The sequence below is a fragment of the Ensifer sp. MJa1 genome, from assembly GCF_037026475.1.
In the GTDB taxonomy this organism is placed as follows: domain Bacteria; phylum Pseudomonadota; class Alphaproteobacteria; order Rhizobiales; family Rhizobiaceae; genus Ensifer.
On record NZ_JAKUMO010000006.1, the window covers coordinates 123,587 to 143,041 of the forward strand.

The following is a 19,455-nucleotide window of genomic DNA, read 5'->3' on the forward strand; positions in this document are numbered from 1 at the left end:
AAATGCATAATAATCGCACCTCACTTGGAGTTTTCTCAAGGTAAGGGCGCGTCGGAATGGCATTGGATTCGCTGGATGTGCGGCTGCTGCGCATCTTCGTCACGATCGTGGAAGCCGGTGGCTTCGCCGCGGCGCAAGGGGAGCTCAACCTGTCGCTCTCGACCATCTCCAACCATATTTCTGCGCTGGAGAGCCGGCTGGGACTGACGCTCTGCCAACGCGGCCGATCGGGTTTCCGACTGACGGAGGAGGGCCGCGCCGTCTACGAGGAGGCCAAGCGCCTGTTCGGCTCGATCGACCAGTTCGACACCCGCATGAAGGGCCTGCAGCATCAGCTCAATGGCACGCTCTCGATCGGCCTCATCGACAACACCCTGTCCGATCCGTCTTCCCGGCTGAACCGTGTCTTTGCCCGAATGACGGAAGAGGCGCCGGAAGTGGCGCTTTCGATCGTCACGCGGCCGCCGCATGAATTGTTGCGCGACGTGATCACCGGAGACCTTCACATTGCGATCGCCAGCTTTCCGCGCACGACGCTGGGGCTGGAATATATCGATCTCTACGAAGAGACCCAGCGCTTCTACTGCGGTGCCGGGCATCCGCTGTTTTCCCGGGACGACAGCGAGATCGAGGTCGACGACATCCGCTCCTACAATCTCATCGGCCGCTCCTATTGGAACGCCCGTGACTTGAAGATCTTCTCGATCGCCAATCCGCGGGCGACCGTCAGCGACATGGAGGCGGAAGCACGGCTGATCCTCTCCGGGCGCTATCTCGGCTATCTGCCGGACCATTTCGCCAACCGCTATGTCGATGAAGGTCTGCTGCGGCCGATCCGTCCGGATCTCTTCAGCTACAAGGCGCCGTTTCAGGCGGCCTTCGACAAGGCGCGTGCCAAATCGGGCCTGGTGCCGTTCTTCGTCAAGCTGCTGACGAGCGAGTTCGGCGTGTCGCCATCCGGGCGAGGCGCTTCGCGCCTGCGCGCAGGTCGGTGAACCACTGCGCCCGGCAACCGATCCGCCGCAGTCGCAACCATGAAAAAGCAGAGCCAGGAAAACCGGCTCTGCTTGAGTTCGCATCGGTAGTGAGCCTCAGCTGAGCGGGAAGCCCATGGCCGAGACCATCTTCAGCCAGGGTTTGCGCCAGCCGCCCGACTTGTCGGCCGTATCGAGCGCATACATGGTGATCTGCGCGCCGAGCCAGCGGAACGGTTCCGGCGGGATGGCGTTCGGAAGGCTGGTGGCGAATTCGAGCCGGCTCTCCGGTGTCTTCGAGCCATCGAGAATGTCGAGTGCGATGCGTGCGCCGAAGCGCGACGCCGACACGCCGAATCCGGAATAGCCACCGGCATAGACGACCTTTTCGCCGAAATAGCGCTGGAAATGCACGGCCATGCGGGTGCTGAGGTCGATCGGGCCGCTCCAGGCATGGCTGAAGCGCAAGCCTTCGAGCTGCGGGAACGTGTCGAAGAAGGCGGCCGCCAGCGGCTCGTAGGTCTCGAGTTCCCGGTCGACGGAAGGGAAGGGGTCGCCGGCAAACGCATAGGCGAGCCGACCGCCGAAGATGATGCGGTTGTCCTTGGTGAGCCGCATGTAGTTCATCTGCGTGCGGGTGTCGTAGACACCCTGCCGGTGGCTCCAGCCGATCGACGCCAAGCGTTCAGCCGACAACGGTTCGGTCGCAAGCACCCGGTCGCGCACGGCAACGACGCGGCGCTTGATCTGCTTGTGCCCGGAGGTGAAGGCATTGGTGGCAAGCAGCACCTTGGGCGCGGTCACGCTGCCCGAGGGAGTGTGGGCCTTCATGCTGTTGCCGAGGTCCTCGAAACCCGTCAGTTCGGTGTTTTCGAAGATCTGGACGCCGAGAGTGAGTGCCACCCGCTTCAGTCCAAAGGCCAGCAGGGCGGGATGCACCGTGCCGCAAATGTGCTTCGACCAGACACCCGCCTTGTAGCGTGGCGAATTGATCTCGGCGCGCACGGCAGTCTGGTCGAGGAACGTGGCCTGGTGGCCATACTTCAGGTGGAGTTCGTGCTCCTCGTGCAGCGCCTCGATATGGGCGTCATCGACGGCAACGGTCAGTTCGCCACCCCATTCGGCATGGCAGTCGATCTGATGTTCCTCGATCGTCTGCAGGAAGCCGTGCATGTTCTCCTGGCCCAGCTTTTCAAGGGCCGCGATATCCTTGGGGAAGATCCGCACGGCGTTGGACAGCCCGTGCATCACCGAGGTCGAAACGACGCCGCCCGGCCGGCCGGAAGCGCCATTGGCGACCGAGCCCTTTTCGATCAGCACGACGTCGATTTCCGGCTGGCGCTGTTTCGCCTGGATGGCACCCCACAACCCGGTAAAGCCGCCGCCAACGACGAGCACGTCCGCCTTCAGGTGACGTGCCAATCGCTCTTTCGGCTCGGGGGCATCGGCCCGGTCGAGCCAGAACGGCTTCATGGTCACATCGGCGAGGGCTTTGGTCTTTACCTTGGTCATGGACGATGCCCTCACATCATTTCGCAGCGGGTGCGGTGTAAAGGACGTAGACCTTGCGCATGGTCTCGATCACTTCGAAACGCACCTCGGTACCGGCCGGCAGGATGTAGCTTTCACCGGCTCCGAAGGTCTCGACCGAGCCATCCGGATTGGTGATGGCGACCTTGCCCGAGAGGATCACGCTGTATTCGACGCCGTTCGGGTAAGACAGCATTTCCGCGTACGGCGTCGACTGCCAGGTGCCGATGACGACGTCCTGGCTTTCGAAATGCACATCACCCAGTTCGTCGGCTGTGCCCGAGAGGATCGCCTCCGGCGGGACGACGCTGCACTTTTCAAGCTCCCGCAGGCCGACACCATTGCGGCCGAGTTTGATGACCTTCGACATGTAGACTCCAGTTCTGAACGGCGCACGACAAGTAAATCTGCGGGCCGTCCCGGTTTTGTTGCTTCGATTTCGTGGCCGTCTGCGATCGATGTCGCCTCGGCAGTTGTCCGTTGTTCCGCTCGCCGCCGCTTTTCTTTGCGGCTTGCTGCATTTTTTAGTTGCTCGGCGGCATGCCCGGAATACGCCAAAGGGCTAGGTCGGAGCCGCAGGAGCGCCGCCATTGCACGCCGCCGGCCGTTGGCTGGCGGCGATTTCGGCGTTTTCCGGCTTGTTTTGTGTTGCCGACAGATAGTTTTGGAAATCCCGCAGTGAAAATCCGTTACTTGCGGCACCTTCAACCTTCGCCTAAAGTACCGCGCGGAGGAGAACATCATGAGCCATGACACGATCATCAAGGTTTCGACCGATACGCAGCAGGCGTCCAATATGGGCGACCTGGCCCTGTCATTGATGGGGGGTGTCGGCCGCTCGGATTTTCAGGACAGGCTGGCGTTGTCGCTGAAGCGCCACGTTGCCATCGATGCCGGGCTGATCCTCCTTTATCGCCGCAATGCGGCGCCGAAGATCCTGTTCAACGATTGGCGCACTGACAAGGGCCTGTCCGACATCAGGGCCTATCTGCAGGGGCCCTACCGGATGGATCCCTTCTACCAGCTGGCGCTCGACAATGGCGACGACGGCTTATACCGGCTGAAGCAGATCGACCCGTCCTATGATCGTTCGCAATATTACCGGGACTACTACCAGCATTCCGGTCTGCACGACGAAATCAACGTCTTCGTCGGGCTCGATGCCGACACGAAGATCGCGATCTCGCTGGCAAGGCGTCGGTGCAATGCTGCTTTCAGCGCTGAGGACCAGGACTTCCTGCAGACGGCGGCGCCACTGCTCAGCATGGCGGTGCTCAGGCATTTTCGCGACCTTCGGCCGGAAAGCCTGGGGGACGAAAGCCCTTCGCTCCAGAATGCCCTGGCGCAGGCGATCAAGAATTTCGGCCGTAGCGTGCTGACCGATCGCGAATGCCAGGTGGCGCAGATGATCCTGCGCGGATACTCGGTCAAAGGGGCGGCCGAGAAGCTCGGCATCTCGCCGGCGACGGTCAAGCTGCACCGCCGCAACCTCTACGCCAAGCTCGACATCACGTCGCAGACCGCGCTGTTCTCGCTGTTCATCGATGCGGTGTCGTCGGCCAACAATGCCTTCGAGGATCCTTTGACCACCTATCTGTCTCCGGGCAGTTCTCTAACCGGTTGGGTGCGGCCGCACTGATCTTTCCCGGGGAGGGCGCTTCCGCGTGCAAGCCGCGGTCACACCCTGCCCGGTATCGCGTCAGGCCGCAGCGCCCGCACGCTGTTCCGTGCGGCGCGAGAGCAGTTGCGCGGCCACCAGTCCCAAGACGACGATGCCGAGGATGATGGTCGAAATCGCGTTGATCTCCGGCGTCACACCGAACTTGATCTGCGAGTAGATCTTCATCGGCAGGGTCGAGGCGCCCGGACCCGTGGTGAAGCTGGAGATCACCAGGTCGTCAAGCGACAGGGTGAAGGACAGGAGCCAGGCCGAGACGATCGCCGGGATCATGTTGGGTAAGGCGACGTGGACGAAGGCCTTGGCCGGCGGGCAGCCGAGATCGCGCGCCGCTTCTTCGAGAGACGGGTCGAGTTCGACCAGTCGCGATTGCAGCACCACCGTTGCGAAACATAAGGTGAAGGTGGTGTGGGCGAGCGTGATCGTCAGCGGGCCGCGATCGATCCCGAGCGTCACGAACATCAGCAGCATCGACACCGCCATCACCACTTCCGGCATGACCATCGGGGCAAGCAGCATGCCGTTCAAGAGCGCCCGGCCGCGGAAGCGGCGGAGCCGGACCATGACGATGGCGGCAAGGATCCCCAGAACGGTTGCAGCGGTTGCCGAGACCGCGGCCACCAGGAAACTGACCTTGGCGCCTTCGATGATCGAGGGGTTGTTGAGAACCGCGGCATACCATTGCGTCGAGAAGCCGCCCCAGACGGTCACGAGCTTGGAACCGTTGAAGCTGTAGATCACGAGGACGACGATCGGCAGATAGAAGAAGGCAAGGCCGAACAGGATCGACAGCCGGTTGAACAGGCTTGGTTTCGTCATGGCCAACTCCTCAAGCTCCAGCGCGTGGTGGGCGCGATTGGAAGAACACGATCGGCACGACGAGCAGCGCCAAGAGCACGATCGTCACGGCGGCCGCCATCGGCCAGTCGCGATTGTTGAAGAATTCCAGCCAGATGGCGCGGCCGATCATCTGCGTGTCGGCACCACCCAGAAGGTCCGGGATCACGAACTCGCCGACGACGGGGATGAAGACCAGGGCGCAGCCGGCGGCAACACCCGGCCAGCTCAAGGGGAAGGTGACGCGCCAGAAGGCCGAGATCCGCGAACAGCCGAGATCACGTGCCGCCTCGATCAGGGTCCGGTCGGCGCTGACAAGGTTGGAATAGATCGGCAGCACCATGAAGGGCAGATAGGTATAGACGATGCCGATATAGATCGCCGTTTCGGTGTTGAGGATGCGCAGCGGCTCGCTGATGAGGCCGAGCTTCAAGAGCAGGGCGTTCAAAAGCCCGTCGTTCCTGAGGATGCTCATCCACGAATAGACCCGGATCAGCATCGAACTCCAGAATGGCACGATCACCAGGAAAACGAGCAGCGAACGGGAGGACGGCGCACAGGAGGCAATGCCGTAGGCGAGCGGGTAGGCGATCAGGAGCATGACGGCCGTCGAGATCGCCGCGACCTTGAGGCTCGTCAGGTAGGCCAGAAGATAGGTGTCGTCGGTGAGAACGTAGAGGAAGTTTTCGAAGTTCAGCCTGAGGTTCAGGATCGAGCCATCCCAGGCGGTCAGCGGTTCGAAGGGCGGCATGCCGAGCCGCACGGTCGAAAGGCTTATGGCGGCAACCAGCGCGAAGGGGGCGAGGAACAGGACCAGCAGCCAGGCATAGGGTATGCCGATCAGGAGGCGCTTGCCCCAGCGGTCGCCCATGCGTGCAGAAGAGATCAGTTCAGCGGACATGGCGGCCTCCTATTCGGCGAGAAGCCGGCTCGCCTGCGGCGGCCAGCTCGCAAAAACCCGATCGCCGACACCAAGATCGCTTTCGGCTCCGAGATTGACCCGGCGCGCGTCGAGGATTGCGCCGGAGTTCAACCGCACCCGGTAGTGGCGTTCGACGCCGGTGTAGGTGAGTTGCTCGACCGTGCCTTCAAGTCCTGTGCCGGATGTCGCGAGTGCCACCCGCTCCGGGCGGACAGAGACCCAGAAGGGTGCATCGAGCGCCACCCGGTCGGTAAAGGTAGCGCGGACCTGACCGCCGGCTTCGTTGCTGTCGATCTGCAGCGTGTCGCCGTTGCGCTCAGCCCGGCCGCCGGCAAAGACATTGGTTTCGCCGAGGAACTTGGCGACGTAGCGTGAATGCGGCGCCTCATAGACATTGGCGGGCGAGCCGACCTGCAGCACCTGACCCTGTTTCATGATGGCGATGCGGGTCGAGACGGTCATCGCCTCGTGCTGGTCGTGGGTGACGATGATGAAGGTGAGGCCGAGTTCCCTTTGCAGGCGGACGAGCTCGAGCTGCGTTTCCGTGCGCAGGTTCTTGTCGAGCGCGCCGAGCGGCTCGTCGAGAAGCAGTACTTTCGGCCGTTTGACCAGCGCCCGGGCCAGCGCAACGCGCTGGCGCTGGCCGCCGGAAAGCTGAGCCGGCTTGCGATCGAGCAGCGCGGTCAGTTGCAGCTTCTCGGCCACATCGTCGATGCGCTTCTTGATCTCGATCTTGTCGAGCCCGTCCTGCTGCAGGCCGAAGGCGATATTCTTGCCGACCGTGAGATGCGGAAAGAGCGCATAGGACTGGAACATCATGTTGGTCGGGCGGCGGTGCGCCGGAACGTCGGTCACATCGGTGCCCTCCAGCCGGATGACGCCGGATGTCGGTGTCTCGAAGCCGGCGATCATCCTGAGCAGCGTCGACTTCCCGCAGCCGGAAGGCCCGAGGAGCGAGAAGAACTCGCCCTTCTCAATCCCAAGGTTGATGTTGTTGACGGCATGGACGACACCATAGGACTTCGCCAGGTTCTCGATCGAAATATAGGATTGCACGGGGTCTGATCCTGCTGTTGACGGGTTCGCGCTATTGGCCGGCCCGGAAGGCGGACCAGACGCGGGTGCGTTCGCGCGTCTGGCGCGGCGGCAAGGATTTGTCGACAAAGAGCTTGGAGCGCACCTCTGCAGGCGGATAGATGTTCGGGTTGTCGCGAATCTCGGCGCTGACCTCTGCCGTCGCCGCCGCATTGGCATTGGCGTAGTAGACGTGGTTGCTGATCGCCGCGACCGTCTTCGGCTCAAGGATATAGTCGATGAAGGCGAGTGCCTGCTCCGGGTCCGGCGCATCCGCCGGGATTGCCATCGTGTCGAAGGAGATGATCGTTCCTTCCTGCGGGATCGAATAGTCGACCTTCACACCCGTTTCGGCCTCCTCGGCACGGGCAGCCGCAATGCCGGCGTCCCCGCTCCACATCAGCGCCAGGCAGAGCTGGCCCGACGCCATGTCGGCCACGAGCTGGCCGCTCTGCATGTGGCGGATATAGGGGCGCAGCTTGAGCAGTAGCTCCTTCGCTTTCTCGAGTTCATCCGGCTTGGTGGAATAGGGATCGAGGCCGAGATAGTTGAGCGCAATCGGGATCACCTCGTTCGGCGCGTCGACGATGCCGATGCCGCAATCCCTAAATTTTTCGGCGACTTCCGGCTTGAAAAACATGTCGAGGCTGTCGACCGGCGCATCGGCCAGCCGCTCGCCGACGAGCTTGGCATTGTAGGCGACGCCGGTCGTCAGCCACATGTAGGGAACGAGATACTTGTTGTCCGGGTCGTGTTCGGCGACGAGCTTCAGGAGTTCCTTGTCGAGGTTGCCGTAGTTCTTCAGGCTTGCCGGATCGACCGGCTTCAGCGCGCCGGACTGGATCAGGCGCTCGCCGACAGTGGCGCTCGGAAAGGCCACATCGAAGCCGCTGCCACCGGCAAGCAGCCGGGTTTCGAGCACTTCGAGGGAATCGTAGAAGTCGAGCCGCGTCTCGACGCCGGTGCGCGTCTGGAAGTTGGCAACGGTGTCTTCTGCGAAGTAGTCGGAGAAATTGTAGATGAAGAGTTTGTCCTGCGCCTGGGCAGCGGTGGAGACCGCAAGGACGGCAAGCGATGCCGCGATGACGGAGCGCAGGGTGGTGCGAGATAAGTTTTGCATGGTTCCTCCCAAGGACATCGTATTTTTGTTTTCGCCAAAGTGATCGGCGGGTCCTGTGAGGGCAACACTCCCTTTGGCTAGGTGCGGCCGTGGCTGAGCCGTCGTACATGGCAAGCAACGCCTGCCTTTGCTGGGTCAGACATGTTGGTTTGATCGCGATCGAAGCAACATTCGATCAATGGGCATTTCTCGGCTCGCAGCGCCTGATAGGTTCCGGCGAAATCAAAAGGGAGAGCTTCGATGGAAGAGAAATTCAATCAGCCGCTCGGCGGCAACAACATGCCCCGCTTCGGCGGCCCCGGCACGATGATGCGCCTTCCGACGGCAGCGTCGGCTGCGGGATTGGATGCCTGCTTCGTCGGCATCCCCATGGATATCGGCGCGTCCAACCGCTCGGGAACACGCTACGGGCCGCGGCAGATCCGCGCCGAATCCGTGATGATCCGGCCCTACAACATGGCAACGGGCGCTGCTCCCTTCGAAAGCCTGCAGGTGGCCGATATCGGCGACATCGCCATCAACACCTTCAACCTGCCGGCCAATCTGGAGATCATCAGCCGCAACATCGGCGCGATCCTCAAGCACGACTGCATTCCGCTGACACTCGGTGGCGATCACACGATCAGCTACCCGATCCTGAAGGCGATTGCCGAAAAACACGGACCGGTGGCGCTCATCCATGTCGATGCCCATGCGGACATCAACGACACCATGTTCGGCGAGAAGATCGCACATGGCACCCCGTTCCGCCGTGCCTTCGAGGACGGTTGCCTCAACCCGAACCTCGTCTTCCAGATCGGCCTGCGCGGCACAGGCTATGCGTCTGATGATTTCGACTGGTCGCGCGACAAGGGTTTCACCGTCGTCCCGGCCGAGGAATGCTGGCACAAGTCGCTCGTGCCGCTGATCGAAGGCATCCACGCCAAGATCGGTAACCACAAGACCTATTTGACTTTCGATATCGACAGCCTCGACCCCGCCTATGCGCCCGGTACTGGCACGCCTGAAATCGGTGGGCTGACCGTGATCCAGGCGCTTGAGATCATTCGCGGCTGCCGCGGCCTCAACCTGGTCGGCGCCGACCTCGTCGAGGTGAGCCCGCCTTTCGACACGACCGGAACAACCGCAATCACCGCGGCGAACCTGCTCTATGAAATGCTCTGCGTTTTGCCGGGCGTGAAGTACAAGCGGTAAGGCGAACGGAGATCGGGCATCCGGGCGACGGACAGCTCGAGGGAGCTTCCGTCACGGTAAGCCGCGTCGGCTGGCACGATCTTGACCCTTCTCAGATTGGTGAGGGGTCAGCTGTTTGCCGGACGCAGGCGGCTCCAGATCGGTCCGATGATGTTGCCCATAACCATGATGGTGACGGCGCCGACGACGATCGCGAGCAGCGCCTGGATTGCCGAAGTGGCAAACCAGCCGACCACGCCAGGCACCACCTGTACCGCATGCGCAACGGCTTCGGAGATGTCGTGGATGACGTGTTCCGGTCCAGCGTAGCCCAGCTGCGCCATGCCATGGACAAGGATGCTGCCGCCCACCCAGAGCATGGCCGCGGTGCCAATCGCGGCGAGGACCTTCAGAAAGGCCGGCATGCCGAAAACGAGGCCACGGCCAAAGAGGCGCAAGGCCGACAGCGGGTTCCTTGCCAGGGCAACACCGGCGTCATCGGCTTTGACGATCAGCGCCACGACGCCATAGACGGCAAGCGTGATCAGGATGCCGACGCCTGCAAGCACCGCGCCCTGCATGTAGACACCGGCATCGGCAACCGTCGACAGCGTCAGTGCCATGATTTCGGCCGAGAGGATGAAGTCGGTGCGGATGGCGCCGGCAACTTTCTCGTTTTCGAGGGCAAGCGGATCGCTCTTTTCGCCGAGCACCGCTTCCTCATGCGCATGCGCGGCATGGGGGAAGACCGCGCCGTAGAGCTTTTCGGCGCCCTCGTAGCAAAGATAGACGCCGCCCAGCATCAAGAGCGGCGTGATCGCCCAGGGCGCGAAATAGCCGAGCAGCAGCGCGCCGGGCAGAAGGAACAGCAGCTTGTTCTTGAGTGAGCCGAAGGCGATGCGCGCGATGATCGGAAGTTCCCGCTCCGGCGTCAGGCCTACGACATAACGCGGTGTGACCGCTGCATCGTCGATGACGACGCCAGCCGCCTTGGCGCTGGCTTTCGCGGTTTGCGCTGCAACGTCGTCCAGCGAGGCGGCGGCCAACTTGGCGATGGCCGCGATATCGTCGAGGAGGGCGATCAAACCGGTGGCCATAAACTGCTAACCCTTTGAGAGCAATCCAAGGAATTTGGCTGTAAAATCGCCAGTAGCCACCATAGCGTGTCGAGTCAACGGCCGTGTGATCCTGCGAGCAAATCGCGATCCGAAAGCGCACGATGCCCGAAACGGCGCAGCGTTCAAATTTGACTCAAATTGTGACCGCCTGAAGTGGTCTCTACCATTGACCGCGAGCCTGTTTCGATTTACGACTGACGAAATATGAAATTCGTCATTCGTAAATCGAAAGGGCGGCAATGCCGGCAAACAACGATATCGTCGTCGAGCAGACCAGGCAGGATAACATCACGCGTATCCTGGACGCCGCCGAGCGGCTCTTTCGGCATTTCGGCTACAGCAAGACCAATGTTGCCGATATCGCCCGGGACCTCGGCATGTCGCCGGCAAACATCTACCGGTTCTTCGCCTCGAAGACCGAGATTCATCAGGCGCTCTGCGGGCGCATGCTGGCTGCCAGCTATCAAATGGCCGAGGACATCTGTCGGCAGCCCTTGAGCGCGAGCGAGCGTCTCCGCCGCTACGTTCACGCGCAACATCAGATGACCGTCGAGCTGATGCTCGACGACACGAAGGTGCACGAGATGGTGATCGTCGCCATTGAGAGCGAGTGGCATGTCATCGACAAGCATATCGACCGGATCGACAAGCTGCTCGCGGACGTCATCCGGGAAGGGATCGCCGCCGGCGAGTTCCCGGAGCAGGACGCCGACGTTGCCTCGCGCTGTTTCGGCGCGGCAACCGTCACGCTCTGTCATCCGCAAATGGTTGCCCAATGCCTCAGTAAGGAAAACCGCCCCAGCCCGGAGGATCTGATCGAATTCGCGATCAAGGCGCTGAAGGTCTGACGGAACTGCTTCCGGCGCGGCCAGGTGCGGCGCCGGCCCATTTTTCAGGAGTGCGACTATGTTTATGCCTATTGAACTTCGCCGCCGTATTTCATTCATTGCCAGTGCAGCGCTGATTTCAGCCGCTTCCATGGGGCTTGCCGGCTGCTCGGAAGAGAAAGCCGAGACCGCTGAGCTTGTCCGGCCGGTCAAGGTTATCGAGATCGCCGAGGCCGATACCGCGCGCCAACTCACCTATTCCGGCGCCGTCAGGGCGCGTACCGAAATGAACCTCGGGTTCCGCGTCAGCGGCAAGATCGTCGAGCGCCTCGTCAATGTCGGCGACCGGGTCAAGGTGGGCGATCTTCTCGCCCGCATCGACGCGACCGACTACGAGCTTGCGGTTCGCAGCGCTTCTGCCAACCTGGACGCCGCCGAGCGCCAGGTCGAGACGGTCATGCTGGTGCGCGATCGCGCCGAGCAGTTGCTCGCCAGGAAGTTCGCCTCGCAGGCCCAGTTCGATCAGGCGGTGCTGAGCTACAATCAGGCTGTTGCCACCCGGGACGCGGCAAAATCAGCGCTCTCCCAGGCAAAGAACCAAGTGGTCTACACCAGCCTAGCCGCCGACCGGCCGGGCATCGTGACTGGAATCAATGCCGATGTCGGTCAGGTCGTCGGCTCCGGTACGCCTGTCGCCACCGTCGCCGTCGAAGGCGAAAAGGAAGTTCAGGTTGCCGTACCCGAGACGGAGATCGCCAATTTTAGGGCAGGCCTGCCGGTCAAGGTCGGCCTTTGGGCCGACAAGGCACTGTCGCTCGACGGCACGGTGCGCGAGGTAGCGGGCAGCGCCGACCAGCAGTCGCGAACCTTTTCCGTGCGCGTCAGCCTGCCGAATGATCAGCGGGTTCTGCTCGGCATGACGGCGACGGTCGAGGCCTCTGCCGGCGGCGACACGCCCTTCGTTTCCGTGCCCTTGAGTGCCCTGGCGCAGAAGGACGGTTATCCGATCGTCTGGGTCGTCGACCGCGGCACCGAACTCGTGCGCAGCCGCCCGGTTACGCTTGCCGATTTCACCGGTGACGGTGTGCGGGTGACCGATGGCCTTGAGGTCGGCGATCTCGTCGTTGCCGCGGGAACGCAGTTCATGGCGGATGATCTCAAGGTCACGATTTCAAACGACACATCGCATCAGTCGGCCTTGGTGACCCCCGAGGCAGACGACACCCGCCTCGTGCGTTGATCTTTCTCCAAGGGCGGAACCGAGCCGATGACCACCTCTTCTTCTGAAGAAAAGCGCCCCTTCAACCTTTCGCGTTGGGCGATCGCACATCCGAGCATGGCACGTTTCCTGTTCGGCCTCATCATCCTTTGCGGCGCCTTCGGCCTGATGCGGATGGGGCAGAAGGAAGATCCGGACTTCACCTTCCGCGTGATGGTCGTGCAGGCATTCTGGCCGGGCGCCTCGATCGAGGAAATGCAGGACCAGGTCGTCAACAAGATCGAGCGCAAGCTGCAGGAAACGCCGCATCTCGATTTCGTGCGCTCCTATACACGCGCCGGCAGCGCGATCATCACGCTCCAGGTCGAAGGCGACACCAATGCCGAGCAGGTGGCGGACGCCTTCTACCAGGTACGCAAGAAGGTCGGCGACATCTCCAGCGAGTTGCCGGAAGGTTTGCTCGGTCCCTATTTCAACGACGAGTTCGGCGACACCTTCATCACGCTCAATTCGTTGAGCGGCGAAGGCTACAGCTATCCGGAGCTGAAGAAGTTTGCGATCCAGGCCCGCGACATGCTGTTGACGACGCCCGGCGTCGAAAAGGCGGTCATCATCGGCGACCAACCGGAGAAGATCTATATCGATGTCTCCTCCAAGGTGCTGGCCGAACGTGGGCTGACGCTGAATGATCTCAGGAGCACTATCGCCGGCCAGAACAATATCGACCCGGCTGGCTCCGTCGATACCGGCGCGCGCTCGGTGCGCATTTCGGTCGAAGGCAGCCTCGACAAGGTGGAGGATCTGAAGAACCTCCGGCTTCGCGCGGGCGGCCAGATCACCCGGCTCGGCGATATCGCCACGATCAGCTCAGGGCTCGAGGATCCCTATTCGCGCAAGTTCCGCTTCAACGGCCAGGACAGCGTGCAGATCGGCGTGGTCATGGCCAAGGGCTTCAAGGTGACCGACGTCGGCAAGGCGGTCGAGGCGACCTATGAACGCTTCGAGGCGTCACTGCCCTATGGGGTCAAGGTCGATCAGGTTTCCAACCAGCCCGAAGTGGTCAAGGAGGCCGTCGGCGAGTTCATGAAGGCGCTCGGCGAAGCGCTCGCGATCGTGCTCGTCGTGTCGTTCCTGTCGATCGGCTGGCGCTCGGGCCTGGTGATCGCGATCACCATCCCACTGGTACTGGCGGCGACTTTCGCCATCATGTACGAGCTTGGCATCGACCTGCAGCGCATCTCGCTTGGCGCCCTCATCATTGCGCTCGGTCTGCTCGTCGACGATGCCATGATCGTCGTCGAGATGATGGAGCGCAAGCTCGAGGAGGGCCTCGTCAAGGTCGAGGCCGCGAGCTTCGCCTATACCTCGACCGCCTTCCCGATGCTGACCGGCACGTTGATCACCACCGCTGGCTTCATCCCCGTCGGCTTTGCAGCGTCCACCGCCGGCGAATACGTGCGTTCGCTGTTCTTCGTGGTCGGCATTGCGCTCGTCGTTTCCTGGTTCGTCGCGGTCTACTTCACCCCGTGGCTCGGCAACATGCTCCTGAAGCAGCGCAGCCATGCCGGCAACCATCACGACGTCTTCGACACGCGCTTTTATCGGCACCTGCGCTCGACGGTGACCTGGGCGGTGCGCCATCGCGTCATCGTTCTGTCAACGACCCTGGTGATCTTCTTCGTCAGCCTCTGGGCGTTCCAGTTCATTCCGAAGAACTTCTTCCCGCAGTCGTCGCGACCGGAAATTCTCGTCGACCTATGGCTGCCGGAAGGCACCAGCATCGAAGAGGTGGAAAAACAGGCCAAGGCACTCGAAGCCCGCATGATGGACGACGAAGACAAGCGCTTCATCGCCACCTATATCGGCGAGGGCGCGCCGCGCTTCTTCCTGCCGCTCGACCAGCAACTGCGCAATCCGAACTTCGCCCAGCTTCTGGTCATGGCCAAGGACGAACCAGCGCGCGAACGGCTGATTGCCAAGATGCGCTCGATCCTTGCGGCCGACTTTCCGTCGATCCGCGCCAAGGTCGACCGGCTGTTCCTGGGACCGCCGACCGGCTGGCCGGTGCAGATGCGCGTCATGGGCCCGGACCGTGAAGAGGTCAGGCGTATCGCCGACCGGGTGAAGGCGAAGTTCCACGAGAACCCTGAACTCGGAGCCGTTCACGACGACTGGCTGGAGCCGGTGCCGGCGATGAAACTGGTCATCGACCAGGATCGCGCCCGCGCGCTCGGTGTCACCTCGCAGCGGATCCGCCAGATGTTGCAGGCAAGCGTGACCGGGGCACCGCTCGACAATTTCCGAGACGGCGAGGAAACGGTGGCGATCGTTGCCCGCGAGCCGGCGGACAGCCGCAAGCTCCTAAGCTCGGTCGACTCGATCTACATCCCGACCGACTTCGGCGGCTTCGTGCCGCTGTCGCAGGTCGCCAAGATCGAACCGGTACTCGAACAGGGCATTGAATGGCGGCGCGATCGCCTGCCGACGATCACCGTGCGCGGCACACTGCCTGACGGTGTGCAGCCGAATGACGTGGCGATGAAGATGTTCGCCGACATGCAGCCGCTGCGCGACAGCCTGCCAGCCGGCTACAGCATCAACATTCAGGGTGGTGCCGAGGATTCGGCCGAAAGCCAGGCCTCGATTGCCGCAAAGGCGCCGATCATGCTGGCGGTCATCGTCGTGCTCCTGATGGTGCAGCTTCAGCATTTCGGCAAGGCGATGCTGGTTCTGGCAACCGGCCCGCTCGGCATTATCGGTGCTTCGGCCGCACTTCTTCTCAGCGGCGCCCCCTTCGGCTTCGTCGCGATCCTCGGCGTCATCGCGCTGCTCGGCATCATCATGCGCAACTCGATCATCCTCGTCGACCAGATCGACCAGGACATTGCGTCAGGCATGGATCGGGCCGAGGCGATCGTCGGCTCTGCCGTGCGCCGCTTCCGGCCGATCATGCTGACGGCCTTGACCGCCGTTCTGGCCCTGATCCCGATCTCCCGCGGCGTCTTCTGGGGACCGCTCGCCTACGCCATGATGGGCGGCATCCTGGTGGCGACCGTGTTGACCGTGCTGGTGCTGCCGGCCGGCTACGCCCTGTTCTTCGGCCGCGAACCCAAGAAGGCTTCGACCGAGCCCGACAAGGCGGAGCCGCTCGATTCAGACATCCAGAAGCCGGTGAGCTATCCCTCGGCCGTGGCGGCGGAGTAGCGCCACCGCCCCGTGGAGCGTGAGACAGGGTGGCGCGCGCCGCACCGGGCTGATATCGGATGTTTGTTCCGAATTGCCGAAAACGGCCACCCCTCAGTGCGCCGGTTCGAGGGCCACGGAGCTCCGGTGGCCGTTGAGCGCGCCGTTCGTGGCGAGTTATTAGCCGCTGCCCGTCTGCCAGCCGAGCCTCAGTAGCGGCCGGAAACAACCTGTAGTCGTTTCCGGCCTGAACTGATAAAGAGGACAGAGGGCCGTCGTCCATTGCCGGCGAAAACTCTCTTGCGTCGTCATCCATGTCCTCAGACCGCACCGTGCTGCATGCCCCTCGAGCGGTCGCCGACGCGCAGATCGCCATCGCGGCTTTCGTGGCCGGCGCCGGCTGGCTCTTCTCGATCAAGGCGCTTGCCGGACTTCCTCCGCTCCTGTTTCTCGGCAGCCGCTTTGTCATTGCGGGTCTCTTGATCGGCATCATGGCGAGTTTCCCGCCCATTGCTGCTCTCGGCAGGACCGTTCGTTTGCTGCTTCCCGGAGCACTCGCCTTTGCTGTCGCGATGATAGCGTGGATTTTCGGCCTGAAACAAACGGCCAACCCGGGCGTTGCCGCCTTCATCACCTCGACCGGCAACCTTCTGGTGCCGGTCTTCGGTCTGCTTTTCTTCGGTTGGCCGGTCGGGGCCAGGCTCTGGATATCGATCGCGATCGCGCTTGCCGGGATGGCGCTGCTGTTTCTTGGGCCGAACGCTCGCGTCGAGGCGGCCCACATCTACTTCGTCGTCTCGGCACTGCTCTGGGCGGCGAGCATGGCGTTCGTCAAACACAACTCGGCCGCGGTCGGCGCGGGGGGCGTGGCGGCCGTCCAGCTGGTGGTTGCGGGCTTCGTCATCCTTGCCGCCTCGCTGGTGGTCGAGGAGGTGCCCGCTGCGGTCCCTTCGATCGAGATCTGGGGCTGGTTTCTCGCAAGCGTGCTGATATCGACCTGTCTTCGTTTCGTTCTGCAGTTTCGCGGCCAGCAGTCGATTTCGGCGGCGCGGGCGTCGCTGATCATGTGCAGTGAACCGGTGTGGGTTCTGCTGTTCTCGCTGACATTTCTCGGCGCACCTTTGAGCCTCTCACAGATGTTGGGCTGTGCGGTGATTCTCCTTGCCACGCTCAGCCAAGTGTTTGCACGGCCGGATCTGGTCGGCTGATTGCCCCGCCGAATGGTGCATTTTCGCAAGTGGTATTCAACTTCCAAATACCACTTTGCGGTTCCGGCAATCACTATCGACAGGACGAAACGTCCCGATTGACAGCGTGTCTTCGACGGATTTATCGCTAAGTCAAATTACTTGACTTAATAGATCGATCAACGAAACCTGAGGGGGAATTCGTCATGACGGCTGTCGAGGCAATGCGGTGTCTGCGCAGTCCCCTGCACGCCGGCAGCCATCGGCTGTGGTTGAAAGAAGGTCCGGCAAACCATTTCTTCCGTGCCCTTGGCCAATCGCCGACGCGAGCTATGTGAACCAAGGAAAGCCTTCCCCAGGAGTAACCGCCGACTGTTTTGTCGGCCTGCAAGACCAGTCCTGCCAATGGAGCCGTTTGATGACGTTTGCCGCCAAATCTGAATTCCTGCTGGAAACCCTCTGGGTCCCGGTCGGCACCGCCGACAAGTCCGTCTATGCGCTCACCCTGACCAACAACTCGGACCGAACGCTGAAAGGCATTCGCCTCGGCGTTTCCGGACCGGCGCGCATCGACCCGGCAGCCGAGATCGAGGGCGGCCAATTGCTGATCCGGCTTTCGAACTACGCGGAATTTGCGCCGCCGGAAGGCTTCGAGCTCGCGCCGGGTGCCACCTGGACGGTGAAGGCGCACGGCATGAGCTTCGAGCCGCGCCACTGGACCGATGGCGCCAATGCCGCCTTCCTGGTGCTCGCGGACGGCGCGATGGCGCCGGTCGCGGTGCTTGCCTCCCGCGCCCATGGCGACAATGCCGAGCTGAAGCGTGGTGCTGCCGTCTATCCGGTTCCGAAAGTGGCGCCGGTGCCGGTGTCGATCGTACCGTGGCCTGAGGCCGTTTCCGTCTCTGGACAACTGGTGGCGCCTCCGGGGCTCGATCTGAAGCCCGAGGGTGACGAAGCGGCCCGCGCGGCGAAGGCTTTCGCGGATCTGACGGCAAGCCTGTTCCCGGTCGAAGGCATCGTCCGGCCAGCGGCTGAGGGCGGCTTTCCGGTCTCCCTGTCGAAGGCCACGGATCTTGGCCCCGAAGCCTACTCGATCCGTTTCTCGCCAGCCGGCGTTGCCGTTGCCGGCAGCACGCAGACCGGTATCCTCTACGGCCTGATCACGCTTGGCCAGGTCCTGCGCGGTGCGCGTCTTCATCCTGGCACCTTCGTGTTCCCGACGGGTGGGGAGGTCAGGGACGAGCCGGCGCTTGCCTGGCGCGGCACGCATCTCGACGTCGCCCGCCAGTTCTACAGCACCGCTGAGGTCGAGCGGTTCCTGCAGTTGATGGCCTGGAACAAGCTCAACCGCTTCCACTGGCACCTGACTGACGACGAGGCCTGGCGGGTCGAGATCGACGCCTATCCGGCGCTGACGGAAATCGGTGCCTGGCGTGGACACGGGCGCACGATCCCGCCGCTGCTCGGCTCCGGTCCGCAGCAGACCGGCGGCTACTACACCAAGGCGGCGATCCGTCAGATCGTGGCGTTGGCGGAAAGCCTCGGAATCGAGGTGATGCCGGAGATCGACATCCCCGGCCATTCCTATGCGATGCTGCAGGCAATCCCGGAGCTGCGCGACCCTGAGGAGCAGGGCAGCTACTTCTCGGTCCAGGGCTTCCCGGACAATTGCCTCAACCCGGCGCGGGAGGAAACCTACCGCGTCCTGGAGATCATCTTCGACGAACTGATCGAGCTCTTCCCGATGCGCGCCATCCATGTCGGCGCCGACGAGGTGCCGCTCGGCGCCTGGTCGGGTTCGCCCGAGGCGCTGTCGCGGCTTCGGGCCGTTGCCGGCGACGAGGTTGCCGAAACCCACGCCAAGCGGCTGAACGTCGTCACCAACACCCATGGCGCCGACGAGATCGACGGCTCGGGTGCGGCAGTGCTGCAGGGCGAATTCCTGGCGCGAATCCAGGCGTTTCTCGCCAGCCGCGGCTGCGTCACCGGCGGCTGGCAGGAAGCCGCCCACGGCAATGTCATCGACAAGCAAAAGTCGCTGCTCTTCGGCTGGCGCACGGTCGAGGCGTCGGCAGCGCTTGCCGAGGAAGGCTATGACATCGTCGTCTGCCCCGGCCAGGTCTACTATCTCGACATGGCCAACAGCCCGGCCTGGTCGGAGCCCGGTGGCAGCTGGGCCGGCTGGTCGGATCCGGAAAAGGTCTACGCCTTCGATCCGATCGAGGGCTGGACAGAGACGCAGAAGAAGCACTTGCTCGGCGTGCAGTGCTGCATCTGGTCCGAGCCGATGACCGACCGCGCCGTCTTCGACCGCCTCGTCTTCCCGAGGCTTTCGGCACTCGCCGAAACCGGCTGGACGAAGCCGGAGCGCAAGTCGTTCAAGCGTTTCGAAGCGCTGGTCGGACTGATGCCGGTGCTCTACGGCTTTTACGCCGCGGAGTAGGGGCGAGCGAGTTTCCGGTTTTCGCCTGGACTTGGCCGGGCGATAGCTTGGATAGGCAAACGGCGGCGCGAGCCGCCGTTTGTCGCTCCGGGCCGGCCGGGCGCATGCCTGCGGTCAGTCAGATGTGATTTGGATTTTCGTGCTTGTGCGCCGCTGCATGTTTCCTCTAA

The 19,455-nt window shown here is 62.7% G+C and carries 15 protein-coding genes; 8 read left to right on the forward strand and 7 right to left on the reverse strand.

The window, feature by feature from the left end; genetic code table 11:
• Positions 1 to 56: 56 nt before the first annotated feature.
• The gene (locus MKZ91_RS10580; RefSeq protein ID WP_336170772.1) at positions 57 to 995 is read left to right on the forward strand and encodes a LysR family transcriptional regulator; all 939 of its coding nucleotides are present in this window, start codon (positions 57 to 59) and stop codon (positions 993 to 995) included.
• Between the two features lie 96 nt (positions 996 to 1,091).
• Here the strand turns inward: MKZ91_RS10580 and MKZ91_RS10585 are convergent, their stop codons facing one another.
• Positions 1,092 to 2,486 carry an NAD(P)/FAD-dependent oxidoreductase gene (locus MKZ91_RS10585; protein WP_336170774.1) on the reverse strand — a complete coding sequence of 465 codons (1,395 nt, stop codon included), beginning with the start codon at positions 2,484 to 2,486 and terminating at the stop codon, positions 1,092 to 1,094.
• Positions 2,487 to 2,502: 16 nt separating this feature from the next.
• Entirely contained in the window at positions 2,503 to 2,874 is a 372-nt protein-coding gene (locus tag MKZ91_RS10590; protein WP_336170776.1) for a cupin domain-containing protein, read from the reverse strand.
• A 372-nt stretch (positions 2,875 to 3,246) separates the two neighbouring features.
• Between MKZ91_RS10590 and MKZ91_RS10595 the strand changes: the two genes are divergently transcribed.
• The gene (locus MKZ91_RS10595) at positions 3,247 to 4,143 is read left to right on the forward strand and encodes a helix-turn-helix transcriptional regulator (protein WP_336170778.1); all 897 of its coding nucleotides are present in this window, start codon (positions 3,247 to 3,249) and stop codon (positions 4,141 to 4,143) included.
• 60 nt (positions 4,144 to 4,203) lie between these two features.
• Here the strand turns inward: MKZ91_RS10595 and MKZ91_RS10600 are convergent, their stop codons facing one another.
• From MKZ91_RS10600 to MKZ91_RS10615, 4 genes are read right to left on the reverse strand one after another with little or no spacing between them, the layout of a single operon-like run.
• The gene (locus MKZ91_RS10600; RefSeq protein ID WP_336170779.1) at positions 4,204 to 5,001 is read right to left on the reverse strand and encodes an ABC transporter permease; all 798 of its coding nucleotides are present in this window, start codon (positions 4,999 to 5,001) and stop codon (positions 4,204 to 4,206) included.
• A gap of 10 nt (positions 5,002 to 5,011) precedes the next feature.
• Complete coding sequence (locus MKZ91_RS10605; RefSeq protein ID WP_336170780.1) at positions 5,012 to 5,920, reverse strand: ABC transporter permease subunit; 909 nt, start codon at positions 5,918 to 5,920, stop codon at positions 5,012 to 5,014.
• Positions 5,921 to 5,929: 9 nt separating this feature from the next.
• Complete coding sequence (locus MKZ91_RS10610; protein WP_442892244.1) at positions 5,930 to 6,997, reverse strand: ABC transporter ATP-binding protein; 1,068 nt, start codon at positions 6,995 to 6,997, stop codon at positions 5,930 to 5,932.
• Between the two features lie 31 nt (positions 6,998 to 7,028).
• Positions 7,029 to 8,135, reverse strand: a complete 1,107-nt coding sequence (locus tag MKZ91_RS10615; protein ID WP_336170783.1) for an extracellular solute-binding protein — start codon at positions 8,133 to 8,135, stop codon at positions 7,029 to 7,031.
• Between the two features lie 240 nt (positions 8,136 to 8,375).
• Here MKZ91_RS10615 and speB point away from each other — a divergent pair, with 240 nt between their 5' ends.
• Positions 8,376 to 9,329 carry an agmatinase gene (speB, locus tag MKZ91_RS10620; protein WP_336170785.1) on the forward strand — a complete coding sequence of 318 codons (954 nt, stop codon included), beginning with the start codon at positions 8,376 to 8,378 and terminating at the stop codon, positions 9,327 to 9,329.
• 107 nt (positions 9,330 to 9,436) lie between these two features.
• Here speB and MKZ91_RS10625 read toward each other — a convergent pair whose 3' ends face one another.
• Positions 9,437 to 10,405, reverse strand: a complete 969-nt coding sequence (locus MKZ91_RS10625) for a DUF808 domain-containing protein (RefSeq protein WP_336170787.1) — start codon at positions 10,403 to 10,405, stop codon at positions 9,437 to 9,439.
• Between the two features lie 260 nt (positions 10,406 to 10,665).
• Between MKZ91_RS10625 and MKZ91_RS10630 the strand changes: the two genes are divergently transcribed.
• The 5 genes from MKZ91_RS10630 to MKZ91_RS10650 all read left to right on the forward strand — a co-directional run bounded on the left by MKZ91_RS10630 (position 10,666) and on the right by MKZ91_RS10650 (position 19,285).
• Positions 10,666 to 11,274 carry a TetR family transcriptional regulator gene (locus MKZ91_RS10630; protein ID WP_336170789.1) on the forward strand — a complete coding sequence of 203 codons (609 nt, stop codon included), beginning with the start codon at positions 10,666 to 10,668 and terminating at the stop codon, positions 11,272 to 11,274.
• A 58-nt stretch (positions 11,275 to 11,332) separates the two neighbouring features.
• Positions 11,333 to 12,493, forward strand: coding sequence for an efflux RND transporter periplasmic adaptor subunit (locus MKZ91_RS10635; RefSeq protein ID WP_442892245.1), 1,161 nt, complete (start codon positions 11,333 to 11,335; stop codon positions 12,491 to 12,493).
• Positions 12,494 to 12,520: 27 nt separating this feature from the next.
• Positions 12,521 to 15,676, forward strand: a complete 3,156-nt coding sequence (locus MKZ91_RS10640; protein WP_336170790.1) for an efflux RND transporter permease subunit — start codon at positions 12,521 to 12,523, stop codon at positions 15,674 to 15,676.
• 293 nt (positions 15,677 to 15,969) lie between these two features.
• Positions 15,970 to 16,863: a DMT family transporter gene (locus MKZ91_RS10645; protein WP_336170792.1), complete on the forward strand. Its 894-nt coding sequence runs from the start codon at positions 15,970 to 15,972 to the stop codon at positions 16,861 to 16,863.
• A gap of 397 nt (positions 16,864 to 17,260) precedes the next feature.
• Positions 17,261 to 19,285 carry a beta-N-acetylhexosaminidase gene (locus tag MKZ91_RS10650; protein ID WP_336170794.1) on the forward strand — a complete coding sequence of 675 codons (2,025 nt, stop codon included), beginning with the start codon at positions 17,261 to 17,263 and terminating at the stop codon, positions 19,283 to 19,285.
• The last annotated feature ends 170 nt before the right edge of the window (positions 19,286 to 19,455 follow it).

What these genes read in the sequence shown, in the direction of transcription:
- speB (WP_336170785.1), top strand. Translation starts at nt 8,376, where the DNA reads ATGGAAGAGAAATTCAATCAGCCGCTCGGCGGCAACAACATGCCCCGC.
- MKZ91_RS10580 (WP_336170772.1), top strand. Translation starts at nt 57, where the DNA reads ATGGCATTGGATTCGCTGGATGTGCGGCTGCTGCGCATCTTCGTCACG.
- MKZ91_RS10625 (WP_336170787.1), bottom strand. Translation starts at nt 10,405, where the DNA reads ATGGCCACCGGTTTGATCGCCCTCCTCGACGATATCGCGGCCATCGCC.
- MKZ91_RS10600 (WP_336170779.1), bottom strand. Translation starts at nt 5,001, where the DNA reads ATGACGAAACCAAGCCTGTTCAACCGGCTGTCGATCCTGTTCGGCCTT.
- MKZ91_RS10595 (WP_336170778.1), top strand. Translation starts at nt 3,247, where the DNA reads ATGAGCCATGACACGATCATCAAGGTTTCGACCGATACGCAGCAGGCG.
- MKZ91_RS10605 (WP_336170780.1), bottom strand. Translation starts at nt 5,920, where the DNA reads ATGTCCGCTGAACTGATCTCTTCTGCACGCATGGGCGACCGCTGGGGC.
- MKZ91_RS10640 (WP_336170790.1), top strand. Translation starts at nt 12,521, where the DNA reads ATGACCACCTCTTCTTCTGAAGAAAAGCGCCCCTTCAACCTTTCGCGT.
- MKZ91_RS10650 (WP_336170794.1), top strand. Translation starts at nt 17,261, where the DNA reads ATGACGTTTGCCGCCAAATCTGAATTCCTGCTGGAAACCCTCTGGGTC.
- MKZ91_RS10635 (WP_442892245.1), top strand. Translation starts at nt 11,333, where the DNA reads ATGTTTATGCCTATTGAACTTCGCCGCCGTATTTCATTCATTGCCAGT.
- MKZ91_RS10585 (WP_336170774.1), bottom strand. Translation starts at nt 2,486, where the DNA reads ATGACCAAGGTAAAGACCAAAGCCCTCGCCGATGTGACCATGAAGCCG.
- MKZ91_RS10615 (WP_336170783.1), bottom strand. Translation starts at nt 8,135, where the DNA reads ATGCAAAACTTATCTCGCACCACCCTGCGCTCCGTCATCGCGGCATCG.
- MKZ91_RS10645 (WP_336170792.1), top strand. Translation starts at nt 15,970, where the DNA reads ATGTCCTCAGACCGCACCGTGCTGCATGCCCCTCGAGCGGTCGCCGAC.
- MKZ91_RS10630 (WP_336170789.1), top strand. Translation starts at nt 10,666, where the DNA reads ATGCCGGCAAACAACGATATCGTCGTCGAGCAGACCAGGCAGGATAAC.
- MKZ91_RS10590 (WP_336170776.1), bottom strand. Translation starts at nt 2,874, where the DNA reads ATGTCGAAGGTCATCAAACTCGGCCGCAATGGTGTCGGCCTGCGGGAG.